Annotated in this window: 16 protein-coding genes; 10 read left to right on the forward strand and 6 right to left on the reverse strand. The window is 71.1% G+C overall.

The window, feature by feature from the left end:
- Window positions 1–219: 219 nt before the first annotated feature.
- The gene (locus tag FV226_RS03420) at window positions 220–426 is read right to left on the reverse strand and encodes a DUF2842 domain-containing protein (protein WP_147754807.1); all 207 of its coding nucleotides are present in this window, start codon (window positions 424–426) and stop codon (window positions 220–222) included.
- A 185-nt stretch (window positions 427–611) separates the two neighbouring features.
- Between FV226_RS03420 and FV226_RS03425 the strand changes: the two genes are divergently transcribed.
- Both FV226_RS03425 and FV226_RS03430 read left to right on the forward strand, forming a co-directional pair.
- Window positions 612–1,721 carry a COX15/CtaA family protein gene (locus tag FV226_RS03425; protein ID WP_147761821.1) on the forward strand — a complete coding sequence of 370 codons (1,110 nt, stop codon included), beginning with the start codon at window positions 612–614 and terminating at the stop codon, window positions 1,719–1,721.
- Window positions 1,722–1,871: 150 nt separating this feature from the next.
- Window positions 1,872–2,555, forward strand: a complete 684-nt coding sequence (locus FV226_RS03430) for a hemolysin III family protein (protein ID WP_147761822.1) — start codon at window positions 1,872–1,874, stop codon at window positions 2,553–2,555.
- Window positions 2,556–2,575: 20 nt separating this feature from the next.
- Here the strand turns inward: FV226_RS03430 and FV226_RS03435 are convergent, their stop codons facing one another.
- Window positions 2,576–3,196 carry a hypothetical protein gene (locus tag FV226_RS03435; protein ID WP_147761823.1) on the reverse strand — a complete coding sequence of 207 codons (621 nt, stop codon included), beginning with the start codon at window positions 3,194–3,196 and terminating at the stop codon, window positions 2,576–2,578.
- A gap of 288 nt (window positions 3,197–3,484) precedes the next feature.
- Window positions 3,485–3,733, reverse strand: coding sequence for a hypothetical protein (locus FV226_RS03440; protein ID WP_147754640.1), 249 nt, complete (start codon window positions 3,731–3,733; stop codon window positions 3,485–3,487).
- 262 nt (window positions 3,734–3,995) lie between these two features.
- Between FV226_RS03440 and FV226_RS03445 the strand changes: the two genes are divergently transcribed.
- A complete protein-coding gene (locus FV226_RS03445) occupies window positions 3,996–4,235 on the forward strand; it encodes a hypothetical protein (RefSeq protein WP_147754639.1) in 240 nt (79 codons plus the stop codon).
- Between the two features lie 75 nt (window positions 4,236–4,310).
- On the opposite strand, the gene FV226_RS03450 is transcribed toward FV226_RS03445, so the two are convergent.
- Both FV226_RS03450 and FV226_RS03455 read right to left on the reverse strand, forming a co-directional pair.
- Window positions 4,311–5,294: a hypothetical protein gene (locus FV226_RS03450; protein ID WP_246691485.1), complete on the reverse strand. Its 984-nt coding sequence runs from the start codon at window positions 5,292–5,294 to the stop codon at window positions 4,311–4,313.
- Window positions 5,295–5,434: 140 nt separating this feature from the next.
- Window positions 5,435–8,473: a transglycosylase domain-containing protein gene (locus tag FV226_RS03455; RefSeq protein WP_147761824.1), complete on the reverse strand. Its 3,039-nt coding sequence runs from the start codon at window positions 8,471–8,473 to the stop codon at window positions 5,435–5,437.
- A gap of 371 nt (window positions 8,474–8,844) precedes the next feature.
- On the opposite strand from FV226_RS03455, the gene FV226_RS03465 reads away from it, so the two are divergent.
- From FV226_RS03465 to FV226_RS03475, 3 genes are all read left to right on the forward strand, one after another.
- The gene (locus FV226_RS03465) at window positions 8,845–9,159 is read left to right on the forward strand and encodes a BrnA antitoxin family protein (protein ID WP_147761825.1); all 315 of its coding nucleotides are present in this window, start codon (window positions 8,845–8,847) and stop codon (window positions 9,157–9,159) included.
- A 67-nt stretch (window positions 9,160–9,226) separates the two neighbouring features.
- Window positions 9,227–10,894 carry an alpha-amylase family protein gene (locus tag FV226_RS03470; protein WP_147761826.1) on the forward strand — a complete coding sequence of 556 codons (1,668 nt, stop codon included), beginning with the start codon at window positions 9,227–9,229 and terminating at the stop codon, window positions 10,892–10,894.
- A 64-nt stretch (window positions 10,895–10,958) separates the two neighbouring features.
- Window positions 10,959–11,327 carry a hypothetical protein gene (locus FV226_RS03475; protein ID WP_246691477.1) on the forward strand — a complete coding sequence of 123 codons (369 nt, stop codon included), beginning with the start codon at window positions 10,959–10,961 and terminating at the stop codon, window positions 11,325–11,327.
- 15 nt (window positions 11,328–11,342) lie between these two features.
- Here the strand turns inward: FV226_RS03475 and FV226_RS03480 are convergent, their stop codons facing one another.
- Window positions 11,343–13,685 (reverse strand): TonB-dependent receptor, encoded by a 2,343-nt coding sequence (locus tag FV226_RS03480; protein WP_147761828.1) that lies wholly within the window; start codon window positions 13,683–13,685, stop codon window positions 11,343–11,345.
- 269 nt (window positions 13,686–13,954) lie between these two features.
- Here FV226_RS03480 and FV226_RS03485 point away from each other — a divergent pair, with 269 nt between their 5' ends.
- The 4 genes from FV226_RS03485 (at window position 13,955) to FV226_RS03500 (ending at window position 20,098) form a co-directional block, all read left to right on the forward strand.
- On the forward strand, window positions 13,955–14,599 hold the full coding sequence (locus FV226_RS03485) for an MBL fold metallo-hydrolase (RefSeq protein ID WP_147761829.1): 645 nt from the start codon (window positions 13,955–13,957) through the stop codon (window positions 14,597–14,599).
- Window positions 14,600–14,604: 5 nt separating this feature from the next.
- Entirely contained in the window at window positions 14,605–15,564 is a 960-nt protein-coding gene (locus FV226_RS03490) for an aldo/keto reductase (protein WP_147761830.1), read from the forward strand.
- Window positions 15,565–15,741: 177 nt separating this feature from the next.
- Window positions 15,742–18,219, forward strand: a complete 2,478-nt coding sequence (gene gyrB / locus FV226_RS03495) for a DNA topoisomerase (ATP-hydrolyzing) subunit B (protein WP_210246494.1) — start codon at window positions 15,742–15,744, stop codon at window positions 18,217–18,219.
- Between the two features lie 331 nt (window positions 18,220–18,550).
- Window positions 18,551–20,098 (forward strand): chromosome partitioning protein ParA, encoded by a 1,548-nt coding sequence (locus FV226_RS03500; RefSeq protein ID WP_147761831.1) that lies wholly within the window; start codon window positions 18,551–18,553, stop codon window positions 20,096–20,098.
- Window positions 20,099–20,124 lie beyond the last annotated feature (26 nt).

The raw sequence follows: 20,124 nt of genomic DNA on the forward strand, positions 1-20,124 counted from the left end.
TGGCGAGGCACTGGTTGTAGGCGAGGTCGTTCTTCAGGCGCTCGCATTCCCCGACCGAGCGCGGCGTCCCCTGGGCCTGGGCGGCGCCGCCGAGCCACAGGAGGAGCAACCCGGCGAGGGCGGGGGACGATTTCGGGAGGGGCATGAACGACATCTGCGAGGCGAGCGGCGCGGGTCGGCCGCTTCTCGCCCCCGAGTGCGGCGAAAACGCGGGCGGCCTCAGCGGTCGGGCCGTTCCATCCACTTGATCAGCGGCATCAGCGGGAAGATCCAGGCGATGCCCAGGATGCTGTAGAGCACGGTCTGGAGCAGGGGCGGGGCCTCGGCGATGCGGCTGTCGGCGAGAGCCATCGCCAGCGGCGCGTAGACGATGACGAAGCCCAGGATCCCGATCGTCCCGATCAGGGTGCGGGTGCGGCGGCGCATGCAATTCCCTCGTGCGAGCCCCGGGGGTAGCGCCGAGGCGCGACGATGGCAACGCGTCGGATCGGCGCCATCCCCTTGGCTTCCCTACGATTCGGGTGGCGTGCGGCAACGCCGGACGTTGCCGCGGGCGCCGGCTTTGCCTAACCCGGTGGCTCCCTCTCACCGATCCGAGCGACGACGCCCCGATGAGGCCTGCCGAATCCCCGCGCCGCGAAGGCGCCGTCCGCATCTGGCTCTACCTCCTCGCCGCCCTCGTGGTCGCGATGGTGGCGGTCGGCGGCGCGACGCGCCTGACCGGGTCCGGCCTGTCGATCACCGAATGGCGCCCCGTCACCGGCGTGGTGCCGCCGCTTTCGGCCGCCGACTGGGCGACCGAGTTCGAGAAGTACCGCGATACGCCCCAATACCGCATCCTCAACCAGGGCCTGGGCCTGTCCGACTTCAAGGTCCTGTACATCTGGGAATGGGGACACCGCCTGCTTGGGCGGATCGTCGGCCTTGTGTTCTTCCTGCCGCTGATCGCGTTCTGGTGGCGCGGCATGCTGAGCCGGCGCCTCGGGCTCGGCCTGCTGACGCTCGGAATCCTCGGGTCCGCGCAGGGGGCGATCGGCTGGATCATGGTGGCCTCGGGGCTGCAGCCCGGCATGACCGCGGTGGCGCCGATCAAGCTCGCCCTCCACCTCACCATGGCGAGCCTGATCCTGGCGGGCCTCGTGTGGCTCGCCGCCGGCGAGCGCAGCGCGGGCGTCGCCCCGGCCGCGCCGCGGCTGCGCGCGGTCGCGCTCGCCCTGCCGGCTCTGGTGCTCGCGCAGATCTTCCTCGGCGGGCTGGTGGCCGGCTCCCATGCCGGCCTCGTCCACAACACCTGGCCGACCATGGACGGCGCCCTGATCCCGCCGGCGGAGACCCTGTTCTCGGTGCGGCCCTGGATCGAGAACTTCGTCGACAACGTCACCCTGGTCCAGCTGAACCACCGGCTCACCGCCTACCTGCTCCTCGCCGTCGCCCTCGCGCACGCGGTCGACGCGCGGGTCGCCGCTCCGGCCAGCTCCGTGGCGCGCCGCGCCACCGGCGTCGCCGGTCTCGCCCTGGCGCAGGCCGGGCTCGGGATCGCGACGCTGCTCATGGCCGTGCCGCTCTGGGCGGCGCTTGCGCACCAGGTTCTGGCGATGGCCGTGCTGGTGATGGCCACCGTGCATGCGCGCCTGAGCCGCGGCCTCGTGCGCGCGTCCCGCGCCAGCGGGCCGGCGGTGGCGGCGTTCGGCTTCGAGGCGCTCGCAGGCCGGGGGGCCTGACGGAGCCTCGGAGACCTCTGACATCACCGGTTCAGGATGAAGATTGATCCTGAACGGTGGAAAAGTCGCGATCGACCGGGGCTGCGTGGTCTGCCGGTGGAACGAGTGTCATCGAAACGGCTTAGCCTTGACGCGTTGCAGGAGGCTGTGATGTTCCTGGCCGAAGATGGACGACCGGTCGGTCTGACCTGGCACTACACCCCGCGCGAGATCGTCGCCGACGGGGTGGTCCACGGCCTCGGCGTGCTCCTCGGCCTCGCCGGTGCGGTCGCCCTCATCTCGATGGCGCTGACCGAGCATCTCGGCCTATCCGAGCGGATCGCGGTGGCGGTCTACGCCACCGCACTGGTCTCGATGCTGGCGGTCTCGGCGACCTACAACCTCTACCCCGTCGGCCGGCGCAAATGGTTGCTTCGCCGGGCCGACCACGCGCTGATCTACCTGATGATCGCCGGCACCTACACGCCGCTCGTCGCCCTCGTCGGGACCGGGCCGATGGCCTGGGGGCTCCTCGCCTTCGTCTGGATCGTGGCCGGGATCGGCATCGCCGTGAAGCTGCTGCTGCCCGGCCGCTTCGACCGGCTGTCGATCGGCCTCTATCTGCTGCTGGGCTGGTGCGGCCTGTTCGCCTACGAATCCGTGATCGCGGCCCTGCAGCCGACCGCCCTATGGATGCTCGCCGTCGGCGGCCTGCTCTACTCGGTCGGCGTCATCTTCCACGTCTGGCGCAAGCTGCCGTTCCAGAACGCCATCTGGCACGCCTTCGTGCTCGCCGCGGCCGCCTGCCACTACGGCACGGTCTGGTCGAGCCTCGCCGGCGCCTCGGCGACCTGAACGGCGAGCGGGTCGGCGCCTTACGGCGCCACCGTCCAGGGGCTGATAATCCGCATCGAGGCCTGCTGCGGCACGAGCGTCGCGGGGGTGCGCGGGGTGCTCTTCAGGCGCTCGACGAACTTCCGGGCCTGGTCGGCCGGCAAGGCCGAGGCCGGCGCCATCAGCGCCGCGAGCTGCTTGCGGGTGCCGCGGTCGACGTAGGTCGAGCGCTCCACCGGGACGAAGTCGCGCATCGTGTGCGCCGCGTCGGGATCGCCGGTGAAGACGCGGGCGCCGGTGTTCAGGACCACGATGTCGCCGGGGCGCAGAGTCTCGTCCTTCATCAGGGCGGCGACGGCGCCGCCCTTCATGTCGATCGGCTTCTGGCGATCGGTGATCCGCACCTTCAACGGCTCCGAGGCGGGCAGGGCGGCGTAGCGGATCCGCGGACGCGGCGCGGCGGCCCGGCGGCTGCGGTGACGGATCTGGGCCCCGGCGTAGGCGGGCTGGCTCGGCTCGGGCGCCTGCACGGCCGGCCGCGCCCCGCCGAATAAGGCCTCGAAGAAGCCGATCTCCGCCGCTTGGGCCTGGGCGCCGCCGCCTGCGACGAGGCCGCCGGCGATCACCACGGCGAGGGCGCGACGGTTCAAGGACGACGTCATCGATCCCTCCGAGGATGCTCGAGCATTGGAAATGGGGCGCACCGCACGGCGCGTGCGCTGCGACACCCCCTCAACGACAACTTAAGCGCGACAGTTCCGCGGACATTGCACGCAACGTCGGCAGGTCGGCTCGGTGTGTCAGTGCGGGAGGCGGGCTCGTGAGGGCGAGCGTGCGACGAGCCTACGAGAGGCGCTCGCGTCGGGGTCGGATTGCGTTCGCGCCGTCCTCGTTCGGGTTCTCATGCCCCGTTCGAGTCGTGCATTCGGGTCGGGACGTGGCGCCCGGCGTCAGGCCGGCGCGGCCTGCTCGCCCTCGCCGATGCAGTCGAGCGCGCGCTCGACGGCCCCGACCGCGTCGAGCAGGTGCTGGACCGTGCGCTCGACCTCGAGGGCCGGGCGGCCCATGGCGGCGGCGCGCGCGCTCACATCCTCGAGCTGTTCGAGCAGCGTGAGGAGGTCGCCGGCGACGGCGACGACCTCGCACCGGGCGAGTTGCTGCACGGGGGTGCGCGGGCGGAAGGGCAGGACGTTGCTCATGAAGGCTTTCGGCTCATCCCGGCGGTTGTCGCCGGAACGCGGCCGCTTGGCCAGGGTTGTGGGGCGGCTCCTCCACACGAATGCCCCGGTTCGCGGCCGCAAAGCCACGCCGTGGTGACTTTTCCGTGGCCATCCGACATCGGATCCCCGGCAACCGCTTTACGCGAGCGGCACCGCCTTGACGCGGCCACACCGGCCCGACACCTCCGCCGGCACCGGCGATTCCCGCGCCTCCCTCACGATGACGCCCCAGGAACCTGCGATGCGCCCCGTCCCGACCCTTCGGACCCTTGCTCCCCTCGCCCTCGCGGCCGCCCTGCTCGGCGGCCTCGCCGCCTGCAACAGCGTCGACGGCCCCGACAGCCGCAGCGGCCTGGCGGAGACCTTCAACACCGACAACTACCGGCGCTCGAACGACACCAACGGCACCCAGACCCGGCCCGACGTGAACCGCCTGTACACGCAGCCCTCGATGCCCTCGATCGTGAATCGCGGCTACTGATCCGCCGGCGTCTCCGATCGTTCGGGCCGGTCCCCGCGCCGCCTTCCGCGGTGCGGGGCGAGGCCCCGGGGGCGCTCAGCGCTTGGCGAGGGCGTCGGCGAAGGCCGCGATGCGGTTGCGGGCGTAGGTCGGCAGGCCGGCGCTGATCGAGGTGCCGGTGTTGAAGCTCGAGTTGCCCATCAGCACCTGCGCCGGCAGCAGGTTCCTCAGCACGGGCACGCGGGCGTATTCCGCCTTGCGGTCGAGCACGTCGCCCTTGATCGCCAGCGCCATGTAGGTGGTGACGACGGTCTTGGTCGGGTCGTTCGGCATCGGCTGGAACACCGCCAGGAACTTGCCGAAGCGCAGGATCTGGTTGACCCAGAAGATCGTCTGCTCGAGCCCGCCCGTCACCGTGGTGTCGACCTTGGTCAGCGCCCCCAGGCTCGCGGCCCGGTCGGGCGGTAGGGTGCGCAGCTCGCTCTGGAACGAGACGAACTCGGCGATCTTCTTGGCGCCGCCCTCCTCCAGCTTGTTGGCGAGCTTCACGCCCAGCGGCAGCTTGCCCTCCAGGTCGTAGCGCGACTCGATGCACACCGTGCCCGGCTCGCACCACGGCCGGTCGGGACGGCGGGCGAAGGCCGCGGCCGGGTCCTTCGTCGGCGTCACGTCGGCGGGGTCGAGCGCCTTGTGCTTGATCGCCGGGTCCATCGCCTGCACGAAGCCGAGCTGCGCCAGCGCCGACAGGTCGATCGCCTCGGCGGGCCGTGCCACCACGAAGCGCCCCTCGGCGACGTAGACCTTCAGCGCCTCGTGCCGCGGCTTGGCGACCCCGTTCACGGTGGTGGTGTAGTCCGGCTCCTTGTAGCCGGGGAAGGGCGAGAGCGCGGCCGCCTCCACCGGCTTGGTCCGCACCCAGTCGAGGTAGGGCGTCAGCCCGTTCTCGGGCGCCGAGGGGGTGTCGCGGTGGTCGCTCACCAGGATCGTCCCGGGCTTCAGCGTGGTCGGGTCGACGGCGGCGACCGAGGCGACCTCCCGGATGCGCCCGGCCGTCGCGGCCGTCGCGGCCGTCGCGGCCATGCCCGGTTGCGCCGGCGAGGGGGGCGTCGCCTGGGCCATCGCGGACGGGACGCCCGCGAGCACGAGCAGGGGCAAGGCAAGGCGAACGGGTCGCTGCAGCAGCACGGAAGGACCTCGAAGGGGAGAAGGGAGGGGCGGCGTCAGTAGCGCGGGTCGTCGCCGAACAGGTAGTCGGGATCGCGGCGGCGCGGGCGCAGGTCGTCGTCGCCGAAGGGCGAACGCGCGGTCTGGCCGGGCCAGGGCCGGTAGCCGCCCTCGACGTCGCCCTGCGCCCGCCGGCTGCGGAGCGCCGGGCGGCGGTCGCCGAACGGGTCGAGCAGGTCGGCGTCGGGGGCGCGGTTGCCGTAGGCGTCGCCGGCCACGTCCGCGCCGTCCTCGGTCCCCGAGAGGTCGCCGTCCTCCGCGTCCGGCCGCATCGCGTAGGCGTTCTCGCGCGGCAGCAGCTTGTACTGCGTGTCGGCCATGCGGCCGTCGGCGGCCTTGCGGAAGTGCTCGGTGAACCCGCCGCCCGCGACGCGCTGCCCGCTGCGCGGGTCGATCGAGACGTCGACGAGCATCTGACGCGCCTCGGGGGAGGGCGGGGCGAGCGCGGTCTTGGCCACCCCGTTGGCCCAGGCCGCCTGGAAGATCGCCGACGCGATCGGCACGGAGACGTGGCCGCCGGTCTGGCCGCGGCCGAGCGTCTTGCGGGTGCCGTCGGCGTTGTCGTAGCCGACCCAGACCACCACCGTGACCTCGTTGGTGAACCCGGCGAACCACGCGTCGTTCTCGTTCTCCGAGGTGCCGGTCTTGCCGGCGACGAACTGCGAGACCCGCGACAGGGCCGCCGCGGTGCCGTGGTTGGTCACGCCCTGGAGCATGGTCTTGAGCTGGTAGAACGCCACCCGGTCGGCCGAGCCGATCCGCACCGGCTCGCGGGCGGCGTGGGCGTAGACGGGCGTGCCGTCGCGCTCGATCCCTTCGAGGGCGTAGGGCGCGGTGCGCGCGCCCTCGTTGGCGACCGCGGCGTAGAAGCCGGCGAGATCGATCATCCGCACCGGCTGGGCGCCGAGCACGAACGGATAGTACGGCTCGCAGGCCGCGTAGATCTGCGCCTCCAGCGCGATGTCGCAGACGCGCTTGAGGCTGGCCGGCGCCTTGTCCGCGATGCCGCCCTGGAGCAGGCGGGCGGTGACGAGGTTCTTCGAGAATTCCAAGCCCCGCCGCAAGGTCGTCGGCCCGGAGCCGCCGCCGTCGTAGTTCTTCGGCGACCAGCTGTCGCCGACCCCGCCGATCGGAGGCAGGGTCACGGGCGCGTCCATCACCAGGGTGTTGGGCTGGAGCCCGGCGTTGAGGGCCGCGAGGTAGGTCAGCGGCTTCAGGGTCGAGCCCGGCTGGCGCACCGCCTGCGTCACGCGGTTGAGCTGGCTCGCCGGATAGGAGAACCCGCCGGCCATCGCCAGGATGCGCCCCGTTCGGTTCTCCAGCACCAGAGCCGCACCCTGCACGGACGGCTTCACCCGGATCTCGGCACGAAGGCCCTTCTCGTCACGAGGCCCCGTGCCCTCGCGCAGCTTCACCCGGACGACGTCGTAGGGCTGCAGCTTGCCCCGCGCGATGCCGGGATCGAGCGACGCGACGCGGCCGTCGCCGAGCCCGACCTTCACGCCGTTGCGGCCGGTCTCCAGCACCACGGCGAGCGGCCAGCGCACGTCGTAGAGCACCGGCCGGGCGCTCTCGAGCGCGCGCAGCCACACGGGCTTCCCGGCCGGCGCGGCGACGGTCGCCTTCCCGCGCGCCGGCCTGCCGACGGGCGCCTTCGCCTCGGCAGGCTTGATCTCTGTAGGTTTGGCCTCCGCACCGGTGACGCCCGGCAGCGATTGCGGCGCGGCCTCGGGGGCGGGGACCGCCGCCTGGAGCTTGCGCACGCTCTCAGTGAGGTTGAACTCCGGCCCCGGATAGGTCTGGCGCCCGGTGCCGCGCTCGTAATTCGCCAGCCCGTCCTGCAACGCGCCCTCGACCGCCCGCTGCAGCCCGGCGTTGATCGTCGAGCGCACGGTGAAGGAGTGGGCGGTGAGCGAATCCAGCCCGGCGAAGGTGCGGGCCTCGCGGGTGAGGTGGTCGACCACGTAGAACCCGGAATCGCGCCGCGCGGTCTCGACCGGCTTCAGCCCGAGGTCGGAGGCGACGGCCGCCGCCATCTCGGCCTCGGTGATCGCCCCCTCCTCCTTGAGGCGAGCGAGGACGTAGGCGCGGCGCTCGCGGGCGCGCTCGGGGTACTTGTCGGGGCTGTAGAAGTTCGGCCCCTTGGGCATGCCGGCGAGCAACGCCGCCTCGGGCAGGGTGAGTTGCCCGACCGACTTCCCGAAATAGCTCCTGGCGGCCATCTCGATGCCGTAGGCGCCGCGGCCGAGATAGATCCCGTTGAGGTAGAGCCCGAGGATCTGCGGCTTGCCGAGGATGCGCTCCAGGCGGGAGGCGACGATCATCTCGCGGATCTTGCGCTCGTAGGTGACGTCGTCGCCCACCGAGAGGTTCTTCACCACCTGCTGCGTGATGGTCGAGCCGCCGGCCGGCCGGCCGGGGGCGGCGAGGTTGCCGATGAAGGCGCGGATCACCCCCCGCTCGTCGATGCCGTGGTGGCTCTCGAAGCGCTTGTCCTCGGCGGCGATGAAGGCTTGTCGGACCAGCGGCGGCACGTCGGCGATCGGCACGACGAGGCGGCGGCCGTTCGGCTCGAAGGTTTCGGCGAAGGGCTTGCCCGAGGCGTCGAGGATGCGGGTCATGCCCGGCAGCGCCTTGTCGCGCAGGGCCTCGGCGGTCGGCAGGTCGGTGGTCGCGCGGTTGTAGAACTCGATCACCTCGCGGGCGTCGAACGGCGAGCCCTTCGGGTTCTCGCCCTTGCAGAACTGCTTGTAGCTCGTGTTCAGCTCGCCGATGTCGAGCCCGTGCAGGATCTTCGGCGCCGCCGGCCCGGCCACGGCCGTCGGATCCTCCATCGCGGTGGAAATCAGCTCGTCGAGGTTGATGTCCTCGATGTCGAAGGCCTTTCGCATGTGCGCGCAGCCGTCGCGCAGGATCTGAACGACCTGCGGACCGTCCACGGCCGGGTCGAACTGGGTCTTCAGCGCCTCGGGCTTGGTCGTGACCTGGCTCAGCGTCAGGGCGGTCGCGAACAGCTTGATCAGGATGGTGTTCATGCGATCCGGGGCACCGGCACGGCTGGGTTTCTCAGCGCACGCCGACCTTTGGCGCGGGCGGCTGAACAGGGCGTGCACAACGCGGCTGTTTTAAGGAGCCTCCCAGGCTCGGGGCTTGCGTGCGGCAGCGTATTGACGCCTCGTATGGACACGTTACGGTGAGGTGCGATGTTCGAGTGGGACGAGGCCAAGCGCCGGACGAATCTGCTCAAGCATCGGCTCGACTTCCGAGATGCGGCTGCCCTCTTCGATGGCAGACCGCGGCGAGAGACGCCAGTTCACGGTCGCGATCCTGGACGACCTGTTCGTCACTCTGATCTGGACATGGCGGAGCGAGACGCGGCGAGCGATCTCGATGAGGAGAGCACGCAATGGAGAGCGGGAAGCGTATCGTCAGCTATTCCTCCGCGGAACTGAAGGCGATGGTTGAGCGCGGGGAGAGCGAGACCGACTGGGAGGCCGTGAAAGCCATGACCGATGTCGAGGCCGCGATCGCGTCCGATCCCGACGAGGCGGGGCTGGAGATCGACTGGAGCAAGGCGGTCTTCCACCCCGAGTCGCGCAAGAAGCCGATGACGATCCGGCTCGACGCCGACGTGCTGGCCTTCTTCCAGGGCCAGGGACGCGGGTACCAGACCCGGATCAACGCCGTGCTGCGCGCCTACATGGAACACGCGCGGAAGTAGCCGTCCGTCCGTTCCGTCGCCGCGCCCGGACGCCGCGGCCCCTTCGACCCCGACGAGGGCCACGCGCATGATCAACGACCTCTGGTACAAGAACGCGGTGATCTACTGCCTGTCGGTCGGCACCTTCATGGATGCCGACGGGGACGGGATCGGCGATTTCGCCGGGCTGGAGCGGCGGCTCGACTATCTCCAGGGGCTCGGCGTCACCGCGGTCTGGCTGATGCCGTTCCAGCCCTCGCCGAAGCGCGACGGCGGCTACGACATCGCCGACCATTACGGGGTCGACCCGGCCTACGGCTCGCTCGGCGACTTCGTCGCCTTCACACACGCCGCCAAGCAGCGCGGCCTGCGGGTGCTGATCGACCTCGTGGTCAACCACACCTCGGACCAGCACCGCTGGTTCCAGTCCGCGCGCTCCGACCCGGATTCGCCCTACCGCGACTGGTACGTCTGGTCGAAGGAGAAGCCGGCCACGGCCTCCGAGGGCATGGTGTTTCCCGGTGTCCAGAAGACGACCTGGACCTGGGACGCGCAGGCCAAGGCCTACTACTTCCACCGCTTCTTCGACTTCCAGCCCGACCTGAACACGGCCAACCCCGCGGTGCTGGCCGAGATCCTGAAGATCATGGGGTTCTGGATCGAGCTCGGGGTCTCGGGCTTCCGCATGGACGCGGTGCCCTTCGTCATCGCGCGCAAGGGCGCCGACGTGGCGGGTGCGCCGACCGAGCAGTTCGACATGCTGCGCGACTTCCGCGAGTTCCTGCAATGGCGCAAGGGCGACGCGATCATCCTGGCCGAGGCCAACATCCTGCCCAAGCAGGACCTCGACTACTTCGGCGACGACGCCGACCGCATGCACATGATGTTCAACTTCCAGATCAATCAGGCGACGTTCTACGCGCTGGCCGGCCACGACGCGCGGCCGCTGGCCAAGGCGATCGAGCGGACGAAGCCGCGCCCGCTCTCGTGCCAGTGGGGCATCTTCCTGAGGAACCACGACGAGCTCGACCTCGGCCGCCTGACCGAGAAGCAGCGCCAGACCGTCTTCGAGGAATTCGGCCCCGAGAAGGGGATGCAGCTCTACGACCGCGGCATCCGCCGCCGCTTCGCGCCGATGCTCGACGGCGACCCGCGCCGCATCCGCCTGGCCTACTCGCTGATGTTCACCCTGCCCGGCACGCCGGTGCTGCGCTACGGCGACGAGATCGGCATGGGCGACGACCTGTCCTTGAAGGAGCGCGACTGCGCCCGCACGCCGATGCAGTGGACCCCGGAGGCCCAGGGCGGCTTCACCCGGTCGGCGACGCCGACCATGCCGCCGATCGACCACGGCCCCTACGGCTACGCCCACGTCAACGTCGCCGACCAGCGCCACGACCCGGGCTCGCTCCTCAACTGGATGCAGAGCGTCATCCGCCTGCGCAAGGAGGCGCCGGAGATCGGCTGGGGCGACGTCACCGCCCTCGAGACCGGCCGGCCGGCGGTGCTGGCGCTCCGCTACGACTGGCGCGGCAACGCGGTCCTGTGCGTGCACAACCTCGGGCCCGGCCCGACCGAACTCGCTCTCGACACCGGCGTCGCCGCGCCGGACGGCCTCGTGCTCGTCGACCTGCTCACCGGCGCGCGGAGCGAGGCGGACGAAGACGGGCGCCACTGCCTGTACCTGGAGGGCTACGGCTACCACTGGTTCCGGGTCGGCGGCCTCGACGCGCTCCTGAAGCGCAAGCCGACCTGAGCGGCGCGGACGCCTCGCGCTTGCGCCCCCGGCAGGGTAGGGGGGAGCACGAAGCGAGATGCCGATGCCCCGACGCCACCCTCTTTCGCCCGATGCGACCATCGCGGACGTGCTGCCCGACCTGCAGGACGGCGAGGCCTACCTTCGCGCCGTGCTCGCCACCATGCGGATGTGCCAGAAGCATTTCGGCGACGCCGCGGTGCGGATCGGCGTCACCGCCAAGGGCGGACCGCCCTCGTACCGGATCGACCGCCCGGCGCCGGACGGCGCGGAGGGGCGGGTGCTGTTCGGCGCCTATGGCGGCCGGTCGCACGACCGCTTCACCCAGGTGAACACCGCCGAGACCCGATGGAGCAGCCGGGCGCTCGGCATGGCCGAGATGCTGGCGCTCCACGACGGGTTCCGCCGGCCGAAGGGCGGCGCGTCAGAGTAAGGCGCCGGGCGCGCGTCAGAACCGCAGCCGCATCCCGGTCATGAAGGTCCGCGGCGGCCCGGCGAAGATCGCCCCGCTCGTGCCGGCCAGGACGGCGCGGCCGTTCTGCAGGCCGGTGACGGCGTTGAGGGAATTGGCGAGCGGGTTGGCGGCGCCGACAGTGGCCGTGTCGAACACGTTGCGGACCTCGCCGTAGAGGTCGAGGCGCCGGGCGTAGCCGACGAGCGCCGTCGCGTAGTGGACGTTGAGGTTCAGGACCGCGAAGCCCGGCACCCGCAACAGGTTGGCGTTGTCGAGGAAGAAGCCGTCCTGCATCACCGCTTCGGCGTAGGCGCCGAGGCCGGCGAGCGGCCCGGCCGGCACGTCGTAGCCGATCCGGGCGAGGACCTGGTGCTCCGGCACCCCGACGATGCGATTGCCGGCCCGGTCGAACGCGGCGGCGAAGGCGCCGGCCGCCAGTCGCTCGACGAAGCGGGTGTAGACCTGGGCGTCGAAGCTGTAGGCCAGCGTCCCCCGCCAGCCCGAGCCGAGGGCCGCCTCCGCTCCGAGCTCGATGCCGCGGTGCTCGGAGGCCGGCACGTTGAAGGTGTAGGACAGGAGCCCCGCCCCCGGGGATTGGCCGACCAGCTCGTTGCGGAAGAACTCGTAGAATCCGGTGAGGCTGACGCGCACGCCCGCCAGCGGCGACCATTCCGCGCCGAGGTCGAAGCCGAGGTTCTCCTGGGGCCGGAGCCCGGTGTTCGAGCCGGGGATGCCGGCCGGCGTGACGAACAGGTTGCCCACCGACGGGGTCGCGTAGCCGGTGGCGACCCGCCCGCGCAGGGCCCAGTCCGCATCCGGCCGGTAGACGAGGACGAGCTCGGGCGCGACGTTGACGTAGGCCGGGTCGACCGGGGTGACCGCGGAGGCGGCGCCGGCCTCCGTGTAGGCGAAGGTGGTGTTGCGCCCGGAGATCGCGGTGCGCGTCGCGCCGACCCCGAGCACGGCGGTCCAGCGGTCGGACACGGCGATCTCGGCCCGCGCCCGGCCGCCGAGGTTCTCCTGCGTCGCCTCCTGCAGGCCGACCAGCGCGCCGAGCCGCGGGCCGCCGAAGGCCGCCCGGTTGAAGGTCGGCGCGCGGATGTCGATGGTGTCGTAGCCCAAGGCCAGGAAGCCGGTGGCGGCGAGCCCGAACAGCTCGCCGCGCCGGGTCAGGTCGGCGGCGAGGTTGACCGACGGCAGGCTGGCGCGGCCGGCCTGCACGTAGAACCGCTGGTCGTAGGAGCGCGCGTCGTAGCCGGCCTGGACGCGCCAGGTCGTCTGCGCGTCCACGTCGTGCTCCCAGCGCCCGGCGACGACCGTGCGGCGGTCGTCGCGCCCGAACCCGCCCTGGTCGGCGGTCACCGCCACGGTGCGGCCGGAGACGCCGTTGCGCAGGAGCGCGACCGTCGCGCAGCCGGGCGCGGCGGCGGACGCGGTCTCGCAGCCGCGCTGGTACGGGTTGAGGGTGAACTGGTTCAGCGACGCGCGCACCGGCAGCCCGGCGGAGACGTGGTTGTCGATCACCTTGAGGGTGAAGCGGTCGTCCGCGCTCGGCGTCCAGCTCGCCAGCAGGTTCACGGTCTGGGTGTCGAAGCTCGAATGGCCCTGGTAGCCGTCGCCGCGCGCGTCGCTGGAGAACAGGCTGATCTCGAACGGGCCGCTCGCCTGGCCGACGGCGAAGGCGCTGTTCAGGGCGCCGAAGCTGCCGGCGTCGACCGCGACCTCGTAGCCGTCGATCTCCCGGCCGGTGCGGGTGCGGAACGCCAGCGCGCCGCCGCTGGCGTAGTTGCCGAACAGCGCCGATTGCGGCCCGCGGAACACGTCGATGCGGGAATAGGCGCGGGGGTCCGACAGGTCGAAGCGCGAGGCGCCATCGGCCTGCGTCACCAGGAACCCGTCCTCCAGCACCACCATGTTGCGGGTGATGCCGGTGGAGCGGGCGTTGTTGCCGCGGATCGAGATCACCACGTCGCGGCCGCCGAGCCCCTGGCGGACGGTGACGCCGGGGCTGTTGGCGAGCACCGCGCCGATCGTCGTCGGCGGCCGGTCGTCGATCGTGCCGGCGCGGCCGAGCGACGTCACCACCTGGCCGACCGGGTTCTCGATCGGAGCCGGCGCCGACCCGGGCGGAGCGGATACGCCGAAGGTGCGGGCCAGGAGGGCGCGGCTCGCGCCGGCGGGGGCCTCGCTCGTCACCGTCAGCGCGTCGAGGGTGACGCCGTCCTCGGCCCGCTCCCGGGCCACCGCCGCGGACGGGAGCTGGGCCAGGGCCAGCGCCAGGGCCGGCGCGATCCGCCGGGCGCGGGCGCTTGGCCCCGGATGCCGGAACGCCCTCATTCGACGCGCGGCGCGGCCGGCGGCCGTGCGGCGGCGTCGAGGAGTGCGGGCGGCACGGACACAGGCACGGGCGGATCCGCGGGACGACATAGGATTGCGCACAAGGTTGTATCGGTTGCGCGGTCAACCAACCAGCGGAGTCCGGCGGGGCGCCGGTGAATCGGCCCGGCCGTCGCATTTCGGATACAAGCGTCCGTGGGGTGCGGCTCGATCCGATACGGGCTAGAACGTGTGGACCTCGCGCCCTCCAGTTTCGTGAACGGACGACCATGCCAGGCACGCCCCGCGTCGGGATCATCCCGGTGACGCCCTTCCAGCAGAACTGCACCCTGATCTGGGACGCGGCGACCAAGGTCGGCGCCGTCGTCGACCCCGGCGGCGACCTCGACCGGATCGAGGCGGCCATCGCCGAGCAGGGCGTGCGCGTGGAGAAGATCCTGCTGACGCACGGGCACATCGACCATGCCGGCGGCGCGGCCGAGCTGCGCGAGCGCCTGGGCGTGCCGATCGAGGGCCCGCACGAGGCCGACCGCTACCTGCTCGACTCGCTGCCCGAGACCGGCGCCAACTACGGCATCGACGGCGCCCGCGTCGTGACGCCGGACCGCTGGCTCGACGAGGGCGACGCGGTCACCGTCGGGCCGTTGGCCTTCGACATCCTGCACGCGCCGGGACATTCGCCCGGCAGCGTGGTCTTCGTCAGCCGCGACGCGCGCTTCGCGCTGGTCGGCGACGTGGTGTTCAAGGGCTCGGTCGGACGCACCGACCTGCCGGGCGGCAACCACGACCAGCTCATCCGCGCGATCCTGGAGAAGGTTCTGCCGCTCGGCGACGACCTCGCCTTCATCCCCGGCCACGGCCCCACCGGGACGCTCGGCGAGGAACGGGTCTCGAACCCGTTCCTGCAGGGTTGAGCGCGATGGAACAGCGCCCCCTCGGCCGCTCCGGCCTCGCCGTCGCCCCCCTGTGCCTCGGCGCCAACGTCTTCGGCTGGACGGCCGACGAGACCACGTCGTTCGCGATCCTCGACCGCCTGGTCGAGGCGGGCCTGAACTTCGTCGACACGGCCGACGTCTACTCGCGCTGGGCGCCCGGTCATGCCGGCGGCGAGTCGGAGGCGGTGATCGGGCGCTGGTTCGCCGCGCGCGGCCTGCGCGACAGGATCGTGCTGGCGACCAAGGTCGGCATGGACATGGGCGAGGGCCGCACCGGCCTTGCGCCCGCGCGCATCGCCGAGGCCTGCGAGGCGTCGCTGCGCCGGCTGCGGACCGACCGGATCGACCTGTACCAGTCGCATGCGGACGACGCGGCGACCCCGCAGGAGGAGACGCTGCGCGCCTACGAACGCCTGATCCAGGCGGGCAAGGTCCGGGCGGTCGGCGCCTCGAACTTCTCGGCCGTTCGCCTGCGCGAGGCGCTGGCGATTTCGGAGCGCGAGGGCCTGCCGCGCTACGAATGCCTGCAGCCCGATTACAGCCTCGCCGAGCGCGGCTACGAGGCCGATCTCGCGCCCCTGTGCCGCGAGGCGGGGCTCGGCGTCATCGGCTACTTCTCGCTGGCGGCCGGCTTCCTCACGGGCAAGTACCGCTCGGCGGAATCCGCCGCCGGCCGCGCCCGCGAGAACCGGGTTTCCAAGTACTTGACGCCGAAGGGCTTTGCGCTGCTGGGCGTCCTCGACGCGGTCGCCGCCGAGCACGACGCCACCCCGGCGCAGGTGGCGCTCGCCTGGATCATGGCCCGGCCCGGCGTCACCGCGCCGATCGCCAGCGCGACCTCGACGGCCCAGCTCGACGAGCTCGTCGGCGCCGTGACCCTGCGGCTTTCGCCGGACGCGGTCGCCCGGCTCGACGCGGCGACGGCGGGCGGGATTCAGGCCTAACCCGGCGTTAACGCCGCCCGGTCAGAACACAGGAACGAGCTTGGCCGTGCGTGCCCGGAAACGATGCAATTTCAAGGCGGAACGCCTATATGAGGCGGACTGATCGAATCGCAGGCGGGGCTGCTCCCAAGCGGGCGCCGGACCCTCGCGCTCAGACCCGCCTGCCCGAGGACCTTGATGTCTAACCAGAACCCGAACGACCCGTCCCAGGGCGCCGTGCCACCCGCCGAGTTCGTCGACGCCTACGGCGCGGAATCGATCCGCGTGCTCAAGGGCCTCGATGCGGTGCGCAAGCGCCCCGGCATGTATATCGGCGACACCGACGACGGCTCGGGCCTCCACCACATGGTCTACGAGGTGGTGGACAACGCCATCGACGAGGCGCTGGGGGGGCACGCCGACCTCGTCACCGTGACGCTGAACGCCGACGGCTCCTGCACCGTCTCGGACAACGGCCGCGGCATCCCGGTGGACATCCACAAGGAGGAGGGCGTCTCGGCGGCCGAAGTCATCATGACCCAGCTGCACGCCGGCGGTAAGTTCGACCAGAACTCCTACAAGGTCTCGGGCGGCCTGCACGGCGTCGGCGTCTCGGTCGTCAACGCCCTGTCGCAATGGCTGCGCCTGCGCATCTGGCGCAACGGCAAGGAGCATACGATGGAGTTCCGCCACGGCGACGCCGTGGCTCCGCTCAAGGTGGAGGGCCCCGGCGAGGGGCGTAAGGGAACCGAGGTCAGCTTCCTGCCCTCGACCGACACCTTCACGATGATCGAGTTCGACTTCGCGACGCTGGAGAAGCGCCTGCGCGAGCTCGCCTTCCTCAATTCCGGCGTCCGGATCGTGCTCACCGACGCGCGCCACGCCGAGCACCGGCGCGAGGAGCTGTACTACGAGGGCGGGATCGAGGCGTTCGTGCGCTACCTCGACCGCTCGCGCAAACCCATCGACGGGGTCAGCAAGCCGGTGATGGTGCGCGCCGAGCGCGACGGCATCCGCGTCGAGGTGGCGTTGTGGTGGAACGACTCGTTCAACGAGACCGTGCTGCCCTTCACCAACAACATCCCGCAGCGCGACGGCGGCACCCACATGGCTGGCTTCCGCGCCGCGCTGACCCGCCAGGTCACCGGCTACGCGGAATCCTCCGGCATCGCCAAGCGCGAGAAGATCACCCTCACCGGCGAGGATTGCCGCGAGGGCCTGACCGCAGTGATCTCGGTGCAGGTCCCGGACCCGAAGTTCTCGTCCCAGACCAAGGACAAGCTCGTCTCCTCCGAGGTCCGCCCGGCGGTGGAGAACGTGCTCAACGAGGGCCTGTCGAACTGGCTCGAGGAGAACCCGTCCCAGGCCCGCTCGGTGATGAGCAAGGTGATCCTGGCCGCCTCCGCCCGCGAGGCCGCGCGCAAGGCCCGCGAGACCGTGACCCGCAAGGGCGCGCTCGACATCGCCTCGCTGCCGGGCAAGCTCGCCGACTGCCAGGAGCGCGACCCGAGCAAGTGCGAGATCCTGCTGGTCGAGGGCGACTCGGCCGGCGGCTCGGCCAAGCAGGGCCGCGACCGGACGTTCCAGGCGGTGCTGCCGCTGCGGGGCAAGATCCTCAACGTCGAGCGCGTGCGCGCCGACCGGATGCTGGGCTCGGCCGAGATCGGCACTCTGATCACCGCGTTGGGGGCCGGGATCGGGCGGTCCTCGACCGACCGCGAGGGCTTCAACCCGGACAAGCTGCGCTACCACCGCATCATCATCATGACCGACGCGGACGTGGACGGCTCGCACATCCGCACCCTGCTGCTGACCTTCTTCTTCCGGCAGATGCCGGAGCTGATCGAGCGCGGGCACCTCTACATCGCCCAGCCGCCGCTCTACAAAGCCGAGCGCGGCCGCAAGGCGCTCTACCTCAAGGACGAGCGCGCACTCGAGGACTACCTGATCGACCAGGGCGTCGAGGGCGCAACGCTGACGCTGGCGTCGGGCGCCGCGTTCGGCGGGCCGCAGCTCAAGACCCTGGTCGAGGAGGCCCGCGCCTTCCGCGGCATCCTGCTGAACCTCCACACGCGCTACGACCGCTCGGTCGTCGAGCAGGCGGTGCTGGCCGGCGCGTTCCGGCCGGAGGCGGCCGAGCATGCCGGCGAGGCCGAGGTGCTGGCCGACGTGACGGCCAAGCGCCTCGACGCCATCGCCGACGACATCGAGCAGGGCTGGCAGGGCGAGGCGGCCGACGGCGGCTACGTCTTCGGGCGGACGCTGCGCGGCGTGCGCCAGGTCGCGACGCTGGACGCCGGCCTGATCGCCTCGCAGGAGGCGCGGCGCCTGGTCGACCGCGCCGACGCGCTCCGCGAGATCTACGGCGAGCCGGTGACGTTCTCGCGCAAGGGCGAGTCGACGGTCCTGCACGGGCCGGCCGCCCTGTTCGAGGCTGTGATGGCCTTCGGCCGCAAGGGGCTGCAGCTCCAGCGCTACAAAGGCTTGGGCGAGATGACCGCGCAGCAGCTCTGGGAGACGACACTCGACCGCGACATCCGCTCGCTGCTCCAGGTGAAGGTCAAGGATACCGAGGAGGCCGGCGACCTCTTCGTCAAGCTGATGGGCGACGTGGTCGAGCCCCGCCGCGAGTTCATCCAGGAGAACGCGCTGAGCGTGGCGAACCTCGACGTGTAAGACTTATCCAGGGTGCGGCGGCGGTCGAACCACGGAACGCCGCAGGTTCGCCGAGATGTCTCGGCGTGGCCGCACTCTTCAGATCTGAAAGCGATCCCGCCTTTTCCACAGGAGAATAAGTCTCTCGTCGAGCAAGTCATAACCTTGCTCAGCGTCGGTCGGACGTTTTGACTTGGGAAAACTTGAATGTTGGCAATGCCTTTCTCTGATATTGCATGCGCCGTTTCGTCGAAAATTTACTGTCATGCTTTTTAATTTGCAGAAAAAGTGCTAGCTATGCGCGGCAGAAGGCTCGCAACGGGCCGGCATGCCGTGGAGAAGTGTCGCTGCGATGGCTTGGACGTCCTTCCGAAACGTGCTGTCGCCGACACCGCCCGCTCCCTCGCCTTCCCCCTCGCCCCAGCGCGAGGCGTCCGAACGGGCTGCCCGGGCCGATCGAGGCCTGCCGCAGGCCGACGTCCGCGCCGCCGCCTCCACCGAGCGCGCCAAGCCCAAGTCGGAAACCCTCCGCTCCTCGCTCGACTCGATCGGCCAGCGCGACGAGATCGTCCGGCAGCGGATCGAGGCGATGGTCGATCGCCTGGACGACCTCCGCACGCTGCAGGACGACTTCTCGTCGATCCTCGAGCCGATCATCAGCATCAGCGACGAACTCCCGCGCGCCAGCATGCGCATCGCGGAACTCGAGACGTCGCTGGCCCAGGAATTCCAGTCCGGACGCACGATCCGCCTCGAAGTCGCAGAGCTGTCGACGCGCATCTCAACCCTGGCGGGCGAACTGTCGGATGCGCTGGCCCGCGCGAGCCGGGCCGAGGATCATCTGCAGGCCGGGGAGGCGACGGTGGCCACGCAACGCGTGGAACTGCGCGACAAGACGCTCGCCATCGAGAACCTGGACCGTCAACTGTTCGCGGAGATCGAGCAGACCAAGGCCCTGACCGGCGAGAACAAGGCGCTTCGCCTGGAGGCTCAGGCCGCCGACAGCGCCCTCGCGCGATCGGAACACGATCTGCTGGGCGCCCGGGAGAGCCTGAGTGCCTTGGAGCAGGAAAGCCGTAGGCTCCAGGGGCTGAGCGAGGAGCAGGCCGGGCAGCTCTCGGAGCTGGCGGCCCGACACCGGACCCTGGAAGGGATCGCGGAGGGCGAACGGCAGCGCCTGCGCGCCGTCGAAGCCCAGCTCGCCGCCGAGACGGCTTTGCGCGAGCGCAACGAGGCGCAGCACGAAGCCGAGATGACGACGCTGCGCACCGAGCGTGCGGGCTTGGCGATGAAGCTGGAGGCGGCGACCAACCGGGCCGATTCCCATGAGCAGCTGCTCACGCAATCGCGCAATCAGCTGCGCGAGAAGGACGAGGCGCATCGCATCGCCGACCGCAACTTCAAGGAGGCGAGCATCGCCCGCACGACCGCGGAACGGCGCCTCGACTCCCTCCAGAGCGATCTGGCCCGTCAGACGGAACGCTTCCTCGAGATGCAGCGCCTGCGCGCGGAACTCGATGCGCGATGCGACATGCTCAGCAAGGCGCTGGCCGCGAAGGATGCCGCCCTGGAGCAGGCAGGCGTGCGCAACGCGGCCCTCACCGAGCGGATCGAGCAGATCGTTCATCGCCAGGAAGCCGCACGGACGGAGTTCGAGACGACGACGCGCCGCCTGACGGAGGATCTCCAGAACGAGCGCTCGGAACGCGCCCTCGTGCAGGGCGCGCTGGACATCGCCCGGGAGACCCGGGTCACGCTCCAGAAGCAGTACGAGGCCCTCAAGCGCTCCGGGCGCGGCTGGCGCGGCATGGAGGAGGACATGGGGCGGCCGGGCCCCGATGCCGCCCCGCAGGAACCGAGCAACGTGCGTCCGTTCCTGCATCCGGACCAAGCCAGCTAGCGTTCTTTCCGCGGACGTGGACGCCG

This window comes from Methylobacterium sp. WL12 (genome assembly GCF_008039475.1).
Classification (GTDB): Bacteria; Pseudomonadota; Alphaproteobacteria; order Rhizobiales; family Beijerinckiaceae; genus Methylobacterium; species Methylobacterium cerastii.